This window comes from Methanococcus vannielii SB (assembly GCF_000017165.1).
Lineage (GTDB): Archaea > AGJL01 > Methanococci > Methanococcales > Methanococcaceae > Methanococcus > Methanococcus vannielii.
In genome coordinates this window covers 904,514-921,339 of record NC_009634.1, presented here as the reverse complement: position 1 = coordinate 921,339, position 16,826 = coordinate 904,514, and the positions used below count along the sequence as shown (strand labels likewise).

Below are 16,826 nucleotides of genomic sequence, written 5' to 3'. Positions count from 1 at the left end.
AAATGTATAAAAAATGTTTCTCTATGTTATGCTTGGAAAAAATCTTTAAAAATTACAATATGCATAAATATGGGTCATTATAATAACTTCAAGTGATTTACATATTGTTTTGATTTATTAATTTATGGCCGTAAATATAAAATGGATACGAAAGACTATCATAAAAATAATTAAAAGCGTATTTTAGACGAATGTCTTTTAAGGTGATTATAGAAATGTTAAAGATACTTATAACCGACCCGTTACACGAAAGTGCTATTGAGATTTTAAAAGAAGCAGGGGAAGTCGAAATTGCTACCGGAATCAGTATTGAAGAGATAAAACAAAAAATAAAAGATGCTGATGCACTCGTTGTTAGGAGTGGTACAACAGTTACAAAAGAGATAATTGATGCATCAGAGAACTTAAAAGTAATTGCGAGAGCAGGTGTTGGCGTTGATAATGTTGATCTAGATGCGGCAACGGAAAAAGGAGTAGTTGTTGTAAATGCGCCAGATGCATCATCGATTTCAGTTGCAGAATTAATGTTTGGTTTAATGCTTTCAGCTGCAAGAAACATTCCTCAAGCAACTGCTTCACTTAAAAAGGGGGAATGGGATAGAAAGTCATTTAAGGGAATGGAAGTTTACGCAAAGACACTTGGAATTGTAGGCCTTGGACGAATAGGTCAGCAAGTTGCAAAAAGGGCCCAAGCATTTGAAATGAATATTGTAGCATATGATCCATACATTCCAGAAAATGTAGCATCAGAATTAGGGATTAAATTACTTTCAGTTGATGAATTATGTGCAGAAAGTGAATTTATAACTCTTCACGTCCCATTAACTACAAAAACAAAACACATGATTGGAAAAACCCAGTTTGACCTTATGAAAAACAACACCATAATTATAAACTGTGCAAGAGGGGGTTTAATCGATGAAAACGCTCTTTACGATGCAATAAACTGTGGAAAAGTTAAAGCTGCAGGACTAGATGTCTTTGAAGAAGAGCCGCCTACAAAAAATCCATTAATTTCGCTAAATGGGCTTATTGGTACGCCTCATCAAGGTGCATCAACAGAAGAAGCCCAATTAAGTGCAGGAACAATCGTTGCAGAACAAACTGTTAAAATATTGAAAGGTGAATCTGCAGAAAACGTTGTAAATCTTCCAATGGTGCCGACCGAAAAAATGAAAAAACTAATGCCTTATCTGGTTTTAGCTGAAAAAATGGGTTCAATGTCAATCCAATACTTGGATAATTCGATAGATATCGTAGAAATTACTTACATGGGCGACCTTGCAAAAGAAAAGACTGAAATGCTTAAAAGAGCATTTTTAAAAGGGATATTGTCTCCCATTTTACTTGCGGGAGTAAACCTTGTAAATGCACCCGTTATTGCTAAAAACAGGAATATTAGACTTGTAGAAGGAATAATGGCTGAAAGTGACTATGGAAATTCCATCAAAATTGTTGCAAGAGGTAAAAACGATGAAATATCATTAATTGGAAGTATCGAACATAAAGAAGTGGTTTTTAGGGAAATTAATGGATATAGGATGGACATAAAACCCGAAGGTACTATTTGCATAATAAAACATATTGATAGGCCAGGAATGGTTGGAAAAGTTGGCTTAATTCTTGGCGAACACGGTATAAACATTGCAGGAATGCAAGTTGGGAGAAAAGAGCCTGGTGGACACAGTATCATGTTTTTAGATATTGATCACATGATTCCCGAAGAAGTAATGGACGAAATTAAAAAAATTGAAAATGTTAGGGCTGTAAGGGCAATAAACATTTAATTTTACTTTATTTTACTTAATTTTTTAATATTTTAGGGTGATTTTATCGAAAGCATTCTAATAGGGTTACTTGCTGCACTTTTGTATGGCGTTGGAACTTTTTTTGCAAAAATAGTATCAAATGAGGATCCTTACTTACAGTGGATACTTGTAAATATTGTTGGAATTATACTCTGTTTTTTAATATTTGGGGGAAAATTTAACACTTTAATCGAGTATCCTACTAAAGTTTTAGTTTACGGAATACTTGCAGCGATTTTAGTTATTTTAGGCACTTTTGTACTATATTATGGGTTAAATCGGGGAAAAGCAAGTGTTGTAGTACCAATATCGTCAATTGGGCCTGCAATAACAACAATTCTGGCAGTAATTTTTTTAAAAGAGCATCTTTCATCACAGCAGATTTTTGGAATAGCAATGATATTAGGTGGAATTATACTACTTTCAATAAGCAGCTAATATATAAAAAATAGAATTAAGTAAAAAAAGTTAAATAAATTAAATTCCGAGGTATTTTTTAGCCCCTTGGGATCCGATTTGTAACTTTATTGCACTTAAAACTTTTTTTACGTCTTCTACGTTTTCAGCATCGTTTAACGCTTTTTTGAATGTTTCTTTTTTCCTGTCGTCTACAAGCCCGATTAAATATTCGACAGTCGTTACAAGTTCGATGTACCTACTGTCTTGGGAAATTTGGGTTTCTATTTCCTCAATAGTTTTCATTACGCTTTCAGATACCAAAATATCACCACAATTCTTACTTTCTACAGATATGTTTATTTTTATATTTAAATTTTAACATTTGATTTTATATTGTGGCCTTTTTTTACAAAATATTTCCTATTGCCTGTCTATTATTAGCATAAGTTCACGGATAATTTTTGCCGCAGTTACGGAAGTAATTTTACCAAGGTCATAATGCGGAGATACTTCAACAACATCAAAACCAACTATCCTATCTTTAAGTTCTTTTAAAAGGTATAATGATTCAATTAATTCTTTTGGTGAAAATCCGCACGGTTCAGGAGTTCCGGTTCCAGGTACAAATGCAGGGTCAAGTACGTCAATATCGATAGTGATATATATTGGTTTATTTAATTCTTTAATTTTTTCAATATCTGTTTTTGTTGGCATATTCATTGAAATATTCGTGTTTTCCCAGCCAAATTCCCATTCTTCCCTATCACCACTTCGAATTCCGAACTGGAAAATATCTTTTGTAAAGTCATAAGATCTCCTTATTACACTCGCATGGGATTGTTCGTTTCCATTGTAAGAATTTCTAAGGTCACAATGTGCATCAAAATGAATAATTATAAAGTCACTATACACGTCTTTCACTGCTTTTATCATCGGATAGGTAACTGAGTGTTCGCCACCTATCATTACAGGTACTTTTCCATTTTCCATTATATTTTTTGCAGCAAGGTACGCTCTATTAATTATTGTTTCTTGATTTCCTTCAATTGAAATGTTATATTTATCACAAATCTTTAAATCAATCAAGTCTTTTTTTAATATTGGGCTAAACGTTTCAAGCCCCCATGAGGCACCCCTAACTTCATCCGGCCCAAATCTTGCACCTGGCTTATAGGATGTTGTCGCATCAAAAGGGATTCCAAAAATAACGTATTTAGAATTTTCAAAATCTTCATAAGCAGATATAAACTTAGAATAATCTTCAAAATACATGATTTTCACCAGATATAACAATAAAAAAGTAGGATTATTTTAAGTATCTAGGAGTCGCTAAAAATACGCCTTTATGCACATCTTGATCGTAGTACTTTGTAGGCATATTCTTCAATTTGTCTTGAATTTCATTAACATCTGATGTTAATGGGTCGTTTTTCTTTGAAGCAAGTGTAAAACTCCAAAATCCACTTGGGTATGTGGGAATACTGCATACAAGAGGCCTTATAACTGGAAAACCGGCGTCTTTTAAGTGCCCTTTAATTTTATTTATTAAAGTTTCATGCAAGAGTGGGCTTTCAGTCTGCTGAACCATAATTCCGTCGTCATTTAGACATTTAAATAGGTTGTTGTAAAACTCTTTTTCAAATAATCCTGCAGCTGGACCAACTGGATCTGGGCAGTCTACCAAAATTACATCGTATTTTTCCTTGGTTTTAGCAACATATTCTATTCCATCCGTAATAATCGTGTTTACTTTCGGGTTATCGATTTCACAGCTTAATGAAGGTAAGAATTGTTTAGAAACTTCTACAACCATTCCATCAAGTTCAACGAAATCAATTTTTTCAACGCTTTCATGTTTTACTACTTCCCTTACTGTTCCGCCATCCCCTCCGCCAATTACGAGAACTTTTTTAGGGTTTTCATGCGTGAATAGTGCAGGGTGTGAAATAAGTTCGTGATATATAAATTCGTCCCTTTCGGTAGTTTGGTACGTGTTTTCTAAAATCAATACTTTACCAAACTCGTAAGTATCAAGAATTTGGATTTCTTGATATTTTGACTGTCCAACGTATAAAATATTTTTTAACTTAGTTGAAAGGCTTAAATTTTCAGTTTGAGGTTCAGTATACCATGCATCGAATTTCATGCTAACACCTCTTCTATATCTACAATTCCCCTTTTAATGTCAATTACTTCTACTTTATCAGGCTTTAAGAAGTTTCTTATTTCTGGAATTGTATCTTCAGGAATTACGTGTTCGCCACAGGTAAATACGTCCATTGCAGCATAACCTAGTTCAGGCCAAGTGTGTATGCTGATATGGCTTTCTGCAAGTACTGCAACTCCTGTAACTCCTTGTGGTGAAAATTTATGCGTTTTTACACATATTAGTGTTGCACCGCATGCTTTAACTGCATTTACAAGCATTTTTTCTACGCCCGGCTGGTCGTCAAGGGCCTGTTTCTCGCATCCCCAAAGTTCGAGGATGATGTGTTTTCCTAACTGTTTCAACGGTCTCGCCTCGTCTTATTTTTATAAAATTCCTGTTTTTCAAGGCATTTTTTTTAAAAACCATGGTTTCAATATCCCACATATGTGAAATTTTTACGATACTTAGTCTATTTTACAAATATATTAATTTAATTATTTGTACCATAGAGCCGCAGCTGCGAATGCACATCCAATATTTTCAACAGTCTGTTCTGAAGCTATTGAAATGATTTCGTCGATTTCCCATCCTCTCATTTCAAATCCATCTTTAGCCATTTCTCTTACTGTATCTTCGCACTCTTTTTTTGAGCCTACACATTCATATTCCATGATAAGTCCACATAATTCTTTATCTTTTGGAATAGCAACGCTAATACCTGCAGCAACAGTCTCTCCTTTTATTTTGCTAATTTCGTAACCATATGCTGTAGGAACAAGAGATCCTTGTGGAATTTTTGGTAGGGGGATAATTTCCGCTTTAGGCGGCATGATACTACTGATTCTGATTAAATTCAAGTTCCCGATCCCTGAACTTAACAAAGCCATGTCAAAAGCGTTTAAGGGGTTTTTAGCATCGCCTGTTCCTGCAACAAGGGATATCGTGTTTGGAGCCTGAAATGGGAAATGTATTGCGCTTGTTTTCATCATATATCAAAACACCTCTCGTATTTTTGAGTTTTTAAGTTGTTAAAATGACATAAAAAATAGAAAGTAATAATTATCAAATTAAATAACTTATTATCATATATAAACCATTCGGTCACAAAAATAAAAGGAATAATCCGTTTTTATTTAATTATTTCGGGAAATATCTAATCTTTTCTTCTCTTTATTCGTTATTATTGAAACATTTTAAAAATTCTGCGTAAGTATCGTCCTTTATCAATAAATTTTTAGAACCTATAACAACTAGCTTTCTTTTAGCACGTGTAATCGCTACATTTAGCCTTCTAAGGTCTTTTAAAAATCCTAATTTATTTGTACGCACTAATGATAGAATGATAACTTCGTTCTCCCGTCCTTGAAATCCGTCAATAGATTTAACCTCTATTTCGTCAGAATTAATTAGTCCTGAAATATACTTTACTTGGGCATCATATGGGGTTATAACACTTACCGGTACATTATATTTCTGGAATTTTTTAACTACTTCTAAAACTTTTTCCGCTTCTAAAATGTTGTAATATGATTTAAACTTGTTTTTTAATTCTTTTCCATCAATATCTATAAATTGAAGAGGCATATCGTTTAAAATTTCGGAATCAAAACTTTCTATATTTTTTACTATTTCCATTAAATTTTGGTGTTTTATAGAACTATGTGATACTATCATTTCACCATAAAACATTTTGTTTGAAAATTCCATAATTTTCTCATTCATACGGTATTGGATTTGTAACACTTTTGAAAATTCAGGATATTTAGAAATTAAACGCTCAAAAAGTGTTTTTTTAAGTTCAATTTCATTACTGATTACTGTTGGGGGAAGTTGCTTATGGTCTCCTGAAATTATCAGTTTTCTAGATAAAGATATAGGTATTAAAGCAGAGGGCTCCATTGACTGGCTCCCTTCATCGATTATACAGACGTCAAATCGGTAATTTTCTAAAATTTCGCTTCCAGCCATTGAATTTGTACTTAAAATAATACTACTACTCGAAATAATGCTATCAATAATGCTTTTTTCGATTTTTTCAATATTTTCCTTTAATTTTTCGATTTTTTCGGTAGCAAGTATCCAATCCGCCATTTTTTTAATTTCTAGTTTTGGAATTCCCCTAATGTCTTTGTCCAACTTTGAAAAAATAATAATATCGTCATTTGACAGTTTACGCATCCATTTTAAGTCAGGGCGGTTTAAATTTTTTTTAAATTCGTAATTTTTATGAAGTTCTTTTCTAAGAATGCTTAATTTTTCATATTTTTCATGCTTTAAAATTTGTTCATAAAGTGAATACTCAAGTAATTTTTTGGAAATTCTTGAAGGATGGCCTATTCTAACTATTTTAAAGTCAGGGTATTTTGAAAGATTTGATAAAATGTTATCGACAGCAATATTTGAATCAGCCGTTGCAATAATCTTATTTTTTCTAAACGCTTCTTGCAATATTATTTCAGAAATGGTTTTAGTTTTTCCAGTTCCTGGCGGTCCATGAATTAAATACAAATCCCTTGCAGAAAGTGCGGAAATAACCGCATTTTTTTGGTAATCATTTAGAGTTTTATCAATTAATTCAATGTTTAGAGGCTTTGATTTAGTTGGCGAATCTATTTCAAGAATAATATCTATAAGGCGGTTATCTAAATTAACAAGGTTTTCAAGTGCTTTAATCATTCTTTTAAATGTTACGTCATTTACGTAAAGGTCTATTCTAATATCCACAAATGCCCATTTTGGAATGGATTCTAAAGAAATATCTATATAGTTTGAACCAATTTCTACTACTGTTCCAAGGAGGTCGCTTTGAAGGGGCTCCTCTCTACTTATCAAAACGATATCTCCAACGGAAATATCTGTTTTTTTAAATTTTTCTTTTCTACTGTATCTTACAATTAATTCCCCATAAAATTCTCTTAAAATTTTCCCTTTAAGATTTAAAATGGCCCGCCCAATGTCCTCACGTTTTTCACCCATTTTTTTAATTTCTTCTCTATGAAAGCTTATTTCATAGTCCCGTTCTCTTTTAACAAGTTCCTTATACTTATTTACATAAATCTGTTTTAAAGTCATTCTATCACAAAATCACGGTATCAACTTAAACTTAAATCCAAAACATTATTATCTACAAAAGATATACCAAGTACTGATTTTTAAGATTATTTGTAATTTGAAAAATATTTAAGACCTATATTTAAAAATCTCTCAAAAAAATCCTGATTTTTGGTGAGTTAATGAAAATACTGATTATAACTGGAAAACAGGCTTTAAACAAAATAAATCTTTCGGTAAAAAAGTACGATTTTGTTGATGTTTACAAAGCTAATGTATCAATTGCTGCATTTTTAACGCCTAAAATGATAATAAAAGAAATAAAAAATATCGAAAAATCGAAAAACAAAAAATTATCTGAAATTTATGATTTTGTACTTGTAACTGGGCTTATAAGGCACGACTTAGAAGAAGTATTTCAAGAAACAGGAATTAAGTGTTTTAAATCCACAAGGGAAGCTTCAGATATTTCTATATTACTAAAACACCTAAAAAATATTGAACTTTCAACAACTGAGTACGCAGACTCTAAAATTATGAAGTTCGTAAAAGAAAATGCTGAAAGAGAATTGGATTATGCAGAAAAACTTCCATTAAATGAGGGAAATATAAAAATTGGAAAGTTAAAAGTAGGGGATAACTATCCTATGAGGGTTCTTGGGGAAATTGTTCATGTACCGTGGCTAAAAGAAAAAGAACTGGAAGAAAAGATAAACTACTATATCGATTCTGGAGTAGATATGATAGATTTAGGAATGGTTAGTAATGAAAATCATTCAAAAAATTTAAAAGATATATTAAAAAATGTAAAAGATTTAACGGATAAACCAATAAGTGTAGATACATTAAACACTAAAGAGTTAGTTGAGGCCATAAAACTCGATGTAGACATGGTTTTAAGTGTAGATTCAGGAAATTTTCAAGAAATATGCCCTCATTTAATTGAAAGTGAAACTACATCTGTAGTCCTCCCAACAAACTACAAAAAAAATGAAGTTCCAGAAACAATCAATGAAAAAATAATTAATCTGGAAAAAATAATTGAAAAATTCAAAGAAAATGATTTAAAAGTTGTTATGGATCCAATTTTAGAACCGATAAATAATAGTGGATGCAACTTTACCCAAAGTGTTATTGCATGCTATGAACTTAAAAAAAGAAATAATATTCCAATGTTTTTTGGAATTGGGAATGTGACAGAACTTTTTGATGTCGATAGTAACGGCGTAAATGCAGTACTTTCTGCAATCAGCCAAGAAATTGGCGGAAATATTTTATTTACTCCTGAAGCTTCTTCAAAATGTAAATTTTCGATAAAAGAATTAAAAATAGCATCAAAAATGATTTACCTATCTAAAAAGAGAAATTCTCTTCCAAAAGACGTTGGATTTGATTTGATAAATTATAAAGATAAGAAATTTGATGAAGATTTTGAAGTTGAGGATTTAAATATACTTTCTGCAAAAGAAAATCAAAATCAGGTTTTAGATAAGGGGAGCTTTAGAATTAAAGTAGATAGGAAAAACAATAAAATAATTGCAACATACTATCGATATAATGAACCAAAACTAATTATTTCGGGAAACACTCCAAAAGAAATATATGAAACCGCAATACGTGAAAATTTAATTACAAAAATGGATCATGCAGCATACTTTGGAAAAGAGCTTCAAAATGCGTACAATGCTATTAAAATTGGTAAAATGTACAACCAAGATTTTGAATTATTTTATAACGAATTTTGGAATGAATAATAACTTAAATAAAAAAATTCAAAAATTTTTGATTTGTTTTAAAAATAAAAAATATTGGATTATTCAACCAACAATCTTGCAGTTTGTGGTGAGTATCTCCATGTAGCAGGTAAAACTTTTGTACCCTTATAGTATTTTACAAGTCTTCTTATTTTTGACTCGATTAAGTTTAAACCAACTTTTGAGTGGATATCTCTTGGATTGTTTTCTAAGTGGTTTCTCAAGTTAATTGCCTTTTTCATCAAGTTGAACAAGTCTTCAGGAACTTCTGAATAGAATCCTGCATCTTTCATAATTGAAGAAACACTTTTTCCAGTTACTAATTTTACATTAGGAATACCGTACATGTCTCTTAAGATATTTCCAATAATTGCAGACTGATTGCCGTCTTTAGCCATTTCAACTATTTTCGCCTGAACTTCCTCAGCGCTCATTGAAACCCATTCTGGAACTTCTGTTCTTAAAGGTTTTGTTGAACCGGAGGAACCTCTTTTTCCTGAGTGTAATCTTGCCATTTTATCTCCTCTAGATGATTCCCAGTTCAATGAGTAAGGGTATACTTATTCATTGACTCAAAGTTTTTAAGTCATATCTGTTATATATATTTAATTATTCATAAAAGGTAAAAATAGATAGTAAAATTAAAAATAAAAAATTTCAAAAAAATTTTGAGAAAAATATGTATTTTTTTGAGATAGGTATTTAAAAGTAGTCATCATAATCTTTTTCATCAAGTCTTTTAATTCGTCCTATTCCATCAATTTCTAAAATTACGTCCACGACCTCTTCTGGAACAAAATGTTCCCATTTTTCTCCTTTAAGCATTTTTTTCCTAATTTCAGTTCCGGAATATTCTTTTCGGTTGTATAGTTCGGGCTTTTTTACAACATAATTTTTTTCGCTAAATAATTCCCTTACAAGAGAATTTCCCGTATAAACCGTATCAAATGGAGGAGTTAGCGATTCAACACAAGATACCCATACGGCATTAAAGTCAATATCATTAATTGGAATAATGTAATAGTTTATATTGTACCTTCCAAGGGCTTTTGTAATCATCATTATTCGTTCCCCTGCTGTAAAGGGGTCAGTTAATGTATGGCTCCTTTGACAGCTTCCAATACCTATTATAATTTCATCTACTTCTTCTGAAATTTTTTTTATAATTTCTAAATGTCCTTTGTGAAATGGTTGCCATCTCCCTACAATAAACGCTCTCATTTAATTCACCTAACTACTAAAATCGGTACTTTAGTTGCCAACATAGAAACTAGGCTACCAACTAAAAAAATCATTAAACATAAATATAATTGAAAAATATTAGGAAATACTTTAAAAGAACTATTAAATAAATATTATTCTGTTTTTATATATCAATTATTGTCTTTAAGAAGACAGGTGATTATTTTTGAGTGAATATTCTAAATTTATACGATGCATTATCATAAATTTACTCGCTGAAAAGGAAAAAATACGTGGACTTGATCCAAAACGGAAAAAACAGAAAGTTGAGGACATCAAAGCAAAATGTTTAAGAAAACATGGTCTAAATACTGGTTTTCCCCCAAATTCTGACGTGATAGCCCACGCAACCGAAGAAGAAAAAACAGAAATAGTTCCAATACTTAGAAAAAAGCCTATACGAACTCTTTCTGGTGTTTCAGTAGTTGCAGTCATGACCTCCCCTGAACCGTGTCCCCATGGAAAATGTTCATTCTGCCCCGGTGGAAAAGAAAGTAATTTTGGAAATGTCCCCCAAAGTTATACTGGAAAAGAGCCTGCAACAATGCGGGGAATTATGTATGACTTTAATCCGTATATACAGACCGTTGAACGATTAAAACAGCTTGAAAAAGTTGGACACCCTACAGACAAGGTAGAATTGATTATAATGGGGGGAACGTTTCCTGCAAGGGATGTAGGATATCAAGAAAGCTTTATAAAAGGATGTCTCGATGCAATGAATGGGGAAATTTCAAACAGCCTAAACGAAGCAAAATTAAAAAATGAAAGTGCAAAACACAGATGTGTTGCATTAACAATTGAAACAAGGCCAGATTACTGTGGGGAAAAAGAAATAAACCAAATGCTTAATTTAGGAGCCACACGTGTTGAACTTGGAATTCAAAGTACTTATGGCGAAGTTTTGGACTTTGTAAAACGTGGGCATGATATAGATGCTTCAATCAATGCTACAAGGCTTTTAAAAGATAGCGGCCTTAAAGTTTCATACCATATTATTCCAGGGCTACCAAATACGACTTTTGAAATGGATAAAAAAATGATTGAAACTATCTTTGAAGATAATAGATATAAGCCAGATTTAATTAAATTTTACCCGTGTTTAGTAATTCCTGGAACAGAAATTTATGATTTGTGGAAACAGGGAAAATTTAGTCCCATGAATGATGAAAAAGCAATAGAATTGATAGTTTATGGAAAATCAATAATGCCAAAATGGATAAGAACTTCAAGAATTCAAAGAGACATTCCTGCAACAGTTATAAACGAAGGGGTAAGGAAAAGTAATTTAGGAGAACTCGTATACAATAGGCTTGAAGAGCTAGGCATAAAGTGCAAATGTATACGTTGTAGGGAAGTTGGGCATGTTGGCTATAAAAAGGGAATATTTCCTGAAATTGAAAATATTAAGTTATATCGGACTGACTATGATGCAAATTTTGGAAAAGAAGTATTTTTATCATTTGAAGATTTGAAAAATGATCTTTTAATAGGATACTTAAGGCTTAGAATTCCCTCAAAACCGTTTAGGCCGGAAATAACAGATAATACTTCAATTATACGACAGGTTCATGTATGCGGTCAACAAAAAGAACTTGATGCAAGTTCAATTGAATCTTCATGGCAACACAAAGGATATGGCCGGCTTTTAATTGAGGAAGCTGAAAAAATTTCAAAAGAAGAATTTGGTAAAAATCAAATATTGATTAACAGCGGAATAGGGGTTATTGAGTACTACAAAAAACTAGGATATAAAAAAGTTGGCCCATACATGGGAAAAATTCTTAAATAATTTTTATTTTTAATCGGCGAACATTATAATACCAAAGATGCCAAGATAACTGCATCAAATGCGTATGCCAAATATTTAATAAAATTATTTCCCCTATAGGGTCTTTTTAGGTCGTTTGAAATATCTTCAAGTTCTTTTAATTCATAACTTTCTATATTATATTTGGTATTTTTCATAATTTCACCTTTTGTTAGATATTAGTGTAAAATATCGAATATATATAGCTATTTGTTCATTATAAATCGTGATAGAAGTTTTTAATGAAAAATAATGATAGATTCTCCGTATTTATTGTAATTATCAATAATGATAAATAATAAAAAATACAACATTTAAAAAACGAGAAATATGTGATTAAAATGTTTAGTTTGAAAATGCGAGCTTCAAAAGATGGAGTCCATGTTTCGGGTGCAGAACGAATATCTACCGAAAATAAAATTGAAGAAATAGCAAATAGCCTAATAAAAAGAGCATTATTTCATGAAAACGGAACTCCGGATACTATAAACTTAAAACTGGAAAAAATTACTAGTGAAATAACTTATTTAAAACATATTCCCATAAAAACGCTTATTTCAAATAACAAAGAAACTTCAAGGAATATTTCAAGGAATATTTTAAGAAAAGAACTTGAAGTGTACTTTTTAAAAAATGGTAAAGATTTTGGAAAAATTGATATTTTGATTGATACTGCTTTTGAAATTATTGATAAAGGAAATATGAGGGGGGCTGCAGTTTTGGATTTAGATGGAAATAGGCTCGAAGAAGATACTGAAAAAGGAGTTCGTGTAAAAAATATTGATACATCTGAGGAATTAAAAAGTAAAATATTAGCTGATTCAAAATTAACTGATAGAACAATTGATGCGATAGCAATTGCAACAAAGGTTTTGAATTTCGGGTTTATTGCAGAAATTTGCACGTCAGATAACTATTCTTACAATATAGGATACGTGGCAACGAAATCGGGGTATTTCAGGATACCAAATCTCAAAAATGAGGGCGAATTTGGTGGAAGGGTGTTTTTTATAGAAAATTCAGCAAATATTGAAGAAATTTTTGAAAAAATCGAAAAAACTCCAGTAATTGTTTATTAGGTGTTTTCATGTTTAGGGAAAAGTTAAAAAGAGAACTTCAGGGAATAAAAGATGAAAATTTATATAGGAAATTAAGAAATCAAGATGATTTTATTTTAAATTTTTCTACAAATGACTACTTAGGCCTTTCAAAAAATGAAGAAGTAATTTTAGCATATAATGAAGGTTTAAAAGATGGCGCTGGTTCAACCGGTTCAAGACTTACTTCTGGAAACTTTAAACTTCATGAAAAATTAGAAGGAGTTATTTCAGAATTTAAAGAAACTGAAAAATCACTAGTTTATTCCTCAGGTTATGCTGCAAACGTTGGCGTAATAAGTGCACTTGCTAAAAAAGGAGACCTTGTTTTAAGCGATGAATTAAATCATGCATCAATTATTGATGGGATACGACTTTCAAGAGCGGATAAATTAATTTATCGACATTCTGATGTACAAAACTTGATTGAAATTCTTGAAAAAAATAAGTACTATGAAAATATAATTGTAGTTACGGACTCGGTTTTTAGTATGGATGGTGATGTATCTCCAATTGATAAAATTGCAAAGATTATTGATGAATATAACGCAGTTTTAATTATTGATGATGCACACGGTACCGGAGTTTTAGGGCAGGGAAAAGGTACCCTAAAACATTTTAAGGTAAAGGCAAGTGACAATATTATACAAATTGGAACCCTTTCAAAAGCTATTGGAACTTCAGGTGGATTTGTATCTGGAATTGAAGAATTAATTGATTACTTAATAAATAATTCTCGAAGTTTTATATATTCAACATCACTTCCACCGGCCGTAATTTCTGCAAGCATAAAATCATTTGAATTAGTTGAAAAAGAAAGACTTTCTAAAAACCTTGAAAAAAATATAATTTGTGCAAATAAACTTTTTAAAAACCATGGATTTATTAAATGTGAAAGTATTACTCCAATATATCCATTTGTATTCGGTGAAAAGTCAATAGATATATCAAAAGGTCTTATAAATCATGGAATATTTGGGGTCCCAATAAGGTATCCCACGGTAAAAAAAGGCATGGAGAGAATACGAATTAGTATAACTTCAAAACACGAAAAAAACGATTTTAAATACCTTTGCGAAAAAATAGACAAATTAACAATTTAAATATGGCAAATTTTCGAGGGTTAAAATGATATTTGTTACTGGAACTGATACGGGAATTGGAAAAACATACGTTTCAGCCATTTTAGGGAAAATTTTAAAAGAAAAAGGAATAAATGTAGGTTACATGAAGCCAGTTGAATCTGGAGGTATTGAAGATACTGCTTATGTTAGGTCTGAACTTGGACTTAATAATTCTTTCGAGGAATTAAATCCAGTAAACCTAAAAAAACCACTTTCACCAAATATTTCTGCAAAAATTGAAGAAAAAGAAATAGATATTTTGAAAATAAAAGCTGCTTTTGAAAAATTAAAAGAAGAATACGAATTTTTAATTGTCGAAGGTGCAGGTGGAGTTGCAGTCCCTATAAAAAAAGACTTTTTAATCGCAGATTTGATAAAATACCTAGATTTGACGTGCATAGTTGTTTCAAGACCAAATCTTGGAACGATAAATCACACAATTTTAACTGTTGATTTTTTGCGGAAAAAGGGAATAACTGTTTTAGGAGTAATAATAAACTGTATTACAGATGTTTCAAAAGTGCCATATTATGAAGAAACCTTCAAATCGATTGAAGAATTTGGAAATGTTGAAATTATTGGTATTGTCAATGATAAAAAAGATTTTTATATAGACTTAAAAAAACTAAATTTACCTTAATAATACGGTGATTTTTTGAAAGGTATGATTTTAGAGATATTTTATACATCGCTAATTAGTACTTTAAAAATATCTTTAGTTGTGCTTTCAACGATATATATCGTAAATTATTTTTTAAATAAGGGCCTCCTAGAAAAAATTTCAAATTTTCTTGCCCCAATTACAGAAAAACTTAAATTAAATAGCTTTTTAATATCTTCAATAATGGTATCCTTTCTTAGCCCTACAGTTGGTTATACGCTACTTTCAGACGGTATAAAAGATAATAAACTAACTGAAAAAGAGGTTCTTTTTGGAAGCCTTGCAAATTCGTTTCCTGCGGTTTTTTCACACGCTTTAACATACTATGTCCCAGTAGTTATTCCTATTTTAGGATATACTGGAATAATATATGTAATTTTAAGGCTATTTATCGCATTTGTAAAAAGTATAATTGGCATATTATTAATTAAGGCGACATCTGGTGGTGAAAAATATTTAAAAGAAAATTTAAAAATTGAAAAACCAAAAAATATCAATAAAAAATTTGAAAAAAGTCCTTTTAATAAAACATTTGATTTTTCAAAACGGTTTATTCCATTAATGTTCTTATCGATGTTTGGAGTAATTTATTTATCTAAAATGGGATTTTTTGAACATTTTTCAATTTTAATTTTACCCATAACTTCTTTTTTTAATTTAAATCCAAATACCGGGATTTTAGCAATAACTGGGGTAATAAATGTATCTGCAGCAATGGTTATGGCGGGAACGTTTCTTAAAAGTAGTTCTTTAACTCCAAACGAAGTAATTATTGGTTTACTCCTAGGAAATATCGTTGCATTTTCAACTCGATCGGTAAAACACTCAATACCCCTCCATTTTTCACTTTTTGGCCCAAAAAGGGGCTCAAAGGTAATTTTATTAAATGCAAGTCTTACAATTATATTGGATATTTTTATAATTTCATTTTTGATAATTTATATGTAATTTAAAAAGGTGTTTTTAATGAATTTTAATAAATTTTTGTATATCGATTCCCACTGCCACATTGAAGATAAGTCATTTAATAAAAATAGGGATGAAGTCATAAAACGGGCTTTTGATGGTAAGGTTGGAATTGTTACAAGTGGTGCAAGTTTAGGCGGATGCAAAAGAGCATTAGAACTTAAAAACCAGTATTCAATATATGCCACACTTGGTTACCATCCTGGAAGGGTTAATGCCGAAGAAAAAGCGATTAATGAAGTTTATGAGTTTATAAGGTCAAACGAAAAAGAAATTTTAGCAGTTGGGGAAATTGGGCTAGATTTTAATTCGGGAAATATTGAAAAACAGGAAATAATATTTAAAAAGTTTTTGGAACTTTCAAAAGAATTAAATAAACCTTCTGTAATTCATGCAAGGGGGTTAGAAGAGAAATGTTTTAATATTTCAAAAAACGATTCTATTTTAATGTACCACTGCTATGGCGGGTCGCTTGAACTTGCAAAAAAGCTAATTGACAACGGAAATTATATTTCTATTTCAACAATCATCTGTTTTTCAAACTATCATCAAAAACTTGTTAAAAATTTGAATCTTGAAAATATCGTGGTTGAAACTGACAGCCCTTACCTTTCACCGATAAAGGGTGAAAAAAATGAGCCAAACAATGTTGTAAAAGTTATTGAAAAGATATTTGAATTAAAAAAGGATGAATATTCCTTAGATGAAATCACTAAAATTATATACGATAACACAAAAAGATTATATCGTATACAGGGGTGATGC

General features: G+C 31.0%; 18 protein-coding genes. 9 read left to right on the top strand and 9 right to left on the bottom strand.

The features are described 5' to 3' along the window. Positions 1-215 precede the first annotated feature (215 nt). On the top strand, positions 216-1,787 hold the full coding sequence (serA, locus tag MEVAN_RS04590) for a phosphoglycerate dehydrogenase (RefSeq protein ID WP_011972706.1): 1,572 nt from the start codon (positions 216-218) through the stop codon (positions 1,785-1,787). Between the two features lie 45 nt (positions 1,788-1,832). Continuing rightward, positions 1,833-2,246, top strand: coding sequence for an EamA family transporter (locus tag MEVAN_RS04585; RefSeq protein WP_048059154.1), 414 nt, complete (start codon positions 1,833-1,835; stop codon positions 2,244-2,246). Between the two features lie 39 nt (positions 2,247-2,285). Here MEVAN_RS04585 and MEVAN_RS04580 read toward each other — a convergent pair whose 3' ends face one another. From MEVAN_RS04580 to MEVAN_RS04555, 6 genes are all read right to left on the bottom strand, one after another. Further along, positions 2,286-2,528, bottom strand: a complete 243-nt coding sequence (locus MEVAN_RS04580) for a hypothetical protein (RefSeq protein ID WP_011972704.1) — start codon at positions 2,526-2,528, stop codon at positions 2,286-2,288. Positions 2,529-2,627: 99 nt separating this feature from the next. After that, positions 2,628-3,479 carry an agmatinase gene (gene speB / locus MEVAN_RS04575; protein ID WP_011972703.1) on the bottom strand — a complete coding sequence of 284 codons (852 nt, stop codon included), beginning with the start codon at positions 3,477-3,479 and terminating at the stop codon, positions 2,628-2,630. Positions 3,480-3,513: 34 nt separating this feature from the next. Then, on the bottom strand, positions 3,514-4,353 hold the full coding sequence (speE, locus tag MEVAN_RS04570; protein ID WP_011972702.1) for a polyamine aminopropyltransferase: 840 nt from the start codon (positions 4,351-4,353) through the stop codon (positions 3,514-3,516). Further along, positions 4,350-4,718 carry an adenosylmethionine decarboxylase gene (gene speD, locus MEVAN_RS04565; protein WP_011972701.1) on the bottom strand — a complete coding sequence of 123 codons (369 nt, stop codon included), beginning with the start codon at positions 4,716-4,718 and terminating at the stop codon, positions 4,350-4,352. The genes speE and speD overlap by 4 nt, the downstream gene beginning before the upstream one ends. Positions 4,719-4,850: 132 nt before the next feature. Then, entirely contained in the window at positions 4,851-5,345 is a 495-nt protein-coding gene (locus MEVAN_RS04560; RefSeq protein WP_011972700.1) for a pyruvoyl-dependent arginine decarboxylase, read from the bottom strand. Positions 5,346-5,526: 181 nt separating this feature from the next. Beyond that, entirely contained in the window at positions 5,527-7,428 is a 1,902-nt protein-coding gene (locus MEVAN_RS04555; RefSeq protein WP_011972699.1) for an IGHMBP2 family helicase, read from the bottom strand. 161 nt (positions 7,429-7,589) lie between these two features. Between MEVAN_RS04555 and MEVAN_RS04550 the strand changes: the two genes are divergently transcribed. Next, a complete protein-coding gene (locus MEVAN_RS04550; protein ID WP_011972698.1) occupies positions 7,590-9,161 on the top strand; it encodes a dihydropteroate synthase-like protein in 1,572 nt (523 codons plus the stop codon). A 59-nt stretch (positions 9,162-9,220) separates the two neighbouring features. Here the strand turns inward: MEVAN_RS04550 and MEVAN_RS04545 are convergent, their stop codons facing one another. Together MEVAN_RS04545 and MEVAN_RS04540 are read right to left on the bottom strand one after the other, a co-directional pair. Next, positions 9,221-9,676: a 30S ribosomal protein S15 gene (locus MEVAN_RS04545; protein ID WP_011972697.1), complete on the bottom strand. Its 456-nt coding sequence runs from the start codon at positions 9,674-9,676 to the stop codon at positions 9,221-9,223. A 187-nt stretch (positions 9,677-9,863) separates the two neighbouring features. Then, a complete protein-coding gene (locus tag MEVAN_RS04540) occupies positions 9,864-10,382 on the bottom strand; it encodes a nicotinamide-nucleotide adenylyltransferase (RefSeq protein WP_011972696.1) in 519 nt (172 codons plus the stop codon). Positions 10,383-10,569: 187 nt separating this feature from the next. On the opposite strand from MEVAN_RS04540, the gene MEVAN_RS04535 reads away from it, so the two are divergent. Then, positions 10,570-12,195, top strand: a complete 1,626-nt coding sequence (locus MEVAN_RS04535) for a tRNA uridine(34) 5-carboxymethylaminomethyl modification radical SAM/GNAT enzyme Elp3 (RefSeq protein ID WP_011972695.1) — start codon at positions 10,570-10,572, stop codon at positions 12,193-12,195. A 23-nt stretch (positions 12,196-12,218) separates the two neighbouring features. Here the strand turns inward: MEVAN_RS04535 and MEVAN_RS08995 are convergent, their stop codons facing one another. Continuing rightward, the gene (locus MEVAN_RS08995; protein ID WP_011972694.1) at positions 12,219-12,371 is read right to left on the bottom strand and encodes a hypothetical protein; all 153 of its coding nucleotides are present in this window, start codon (positions 12,369-12,371) and stop codon (positions 12,219-12,221) included. Between the two features lie 183 nt (positions 12,372-12,554). On the opposite strand from MEVAN_RS08995, the gene MEVAN_RS04530 reads away from it, so the two are divergent. Genes MEVAN_RS04530 through MEVAN_RS04510 form a run of 5 tightly spaced genes read left to right on the top strand, consistent with a single transcriptional unit; the run spans position 12,555 to position 16,823 of the window. Then, a complete protein-coding gene (locus tag MEVAN_RS04530; RefSeq protein WP_011972693.1) occupies positions 12,555-13,292 on the top strand; it encodes a 6-carboxyhexanoate--CoA ligase in 738 nt (245 codons plus the stop codon). An 8-nt stretch (positions 13,293-13,300) separates the two neighbouring features. Further along, positions 13,301-14,413 (top strand): 8-amino-7-oxononanoate synthase, encoded by a 1,113-nt coding sequence (gene bioF, locus MEVAN_RS04525; protein ID WP_011972692.1) that lies wholly within the window; start codon positions 13,301-13,303, stop codon positions 14,411-14,413. A gap of 25 nt (positions 14,414-14,438) precedes the next feature. Continuing rightward, positions 14,439-15,074, top strand: coding sequence for a dethiobiotin synthase (gene bioD, locus MEVAN_RS04520; RefSeq protein WP_011972691.1), 636 nt, complete (start codon positions 14,439-14,441; stop codon positions 15,072-15,074). A 24-nt stretch (positions 15,075-15,098) separates the two neighbouring features. Then, positions 15,099-16,043 carry a nucleoside recognition domain-containing protein gene (locus tag MEVAN_RS04515; RefSeq protein WP_048059237.1) on the top strand — a complete coding sequence of 315 codons (945 nt, stop codon included), beginning with the start codon at positions 15,099-15,101 and terminating at the stop codon, positions 16,041-16,043. An 18-nt stretch (positions 16,044-16,061) separates the two neighbouring features. Continuing rightward, positions 16,062-16,823 (top strand): YchF/TatD family DNA exonuclease, encoded by a 762-nt coding sequence (locus MEVAN_RS04510; protein ID WP_011972689.1) that lies wholly within the window; start codon positions 16,062-16,064, stop codon positions 16,821-16,823. The last annotated feature ends 3 nt before the right edge of the window (positions 16,824-16,826 follow it).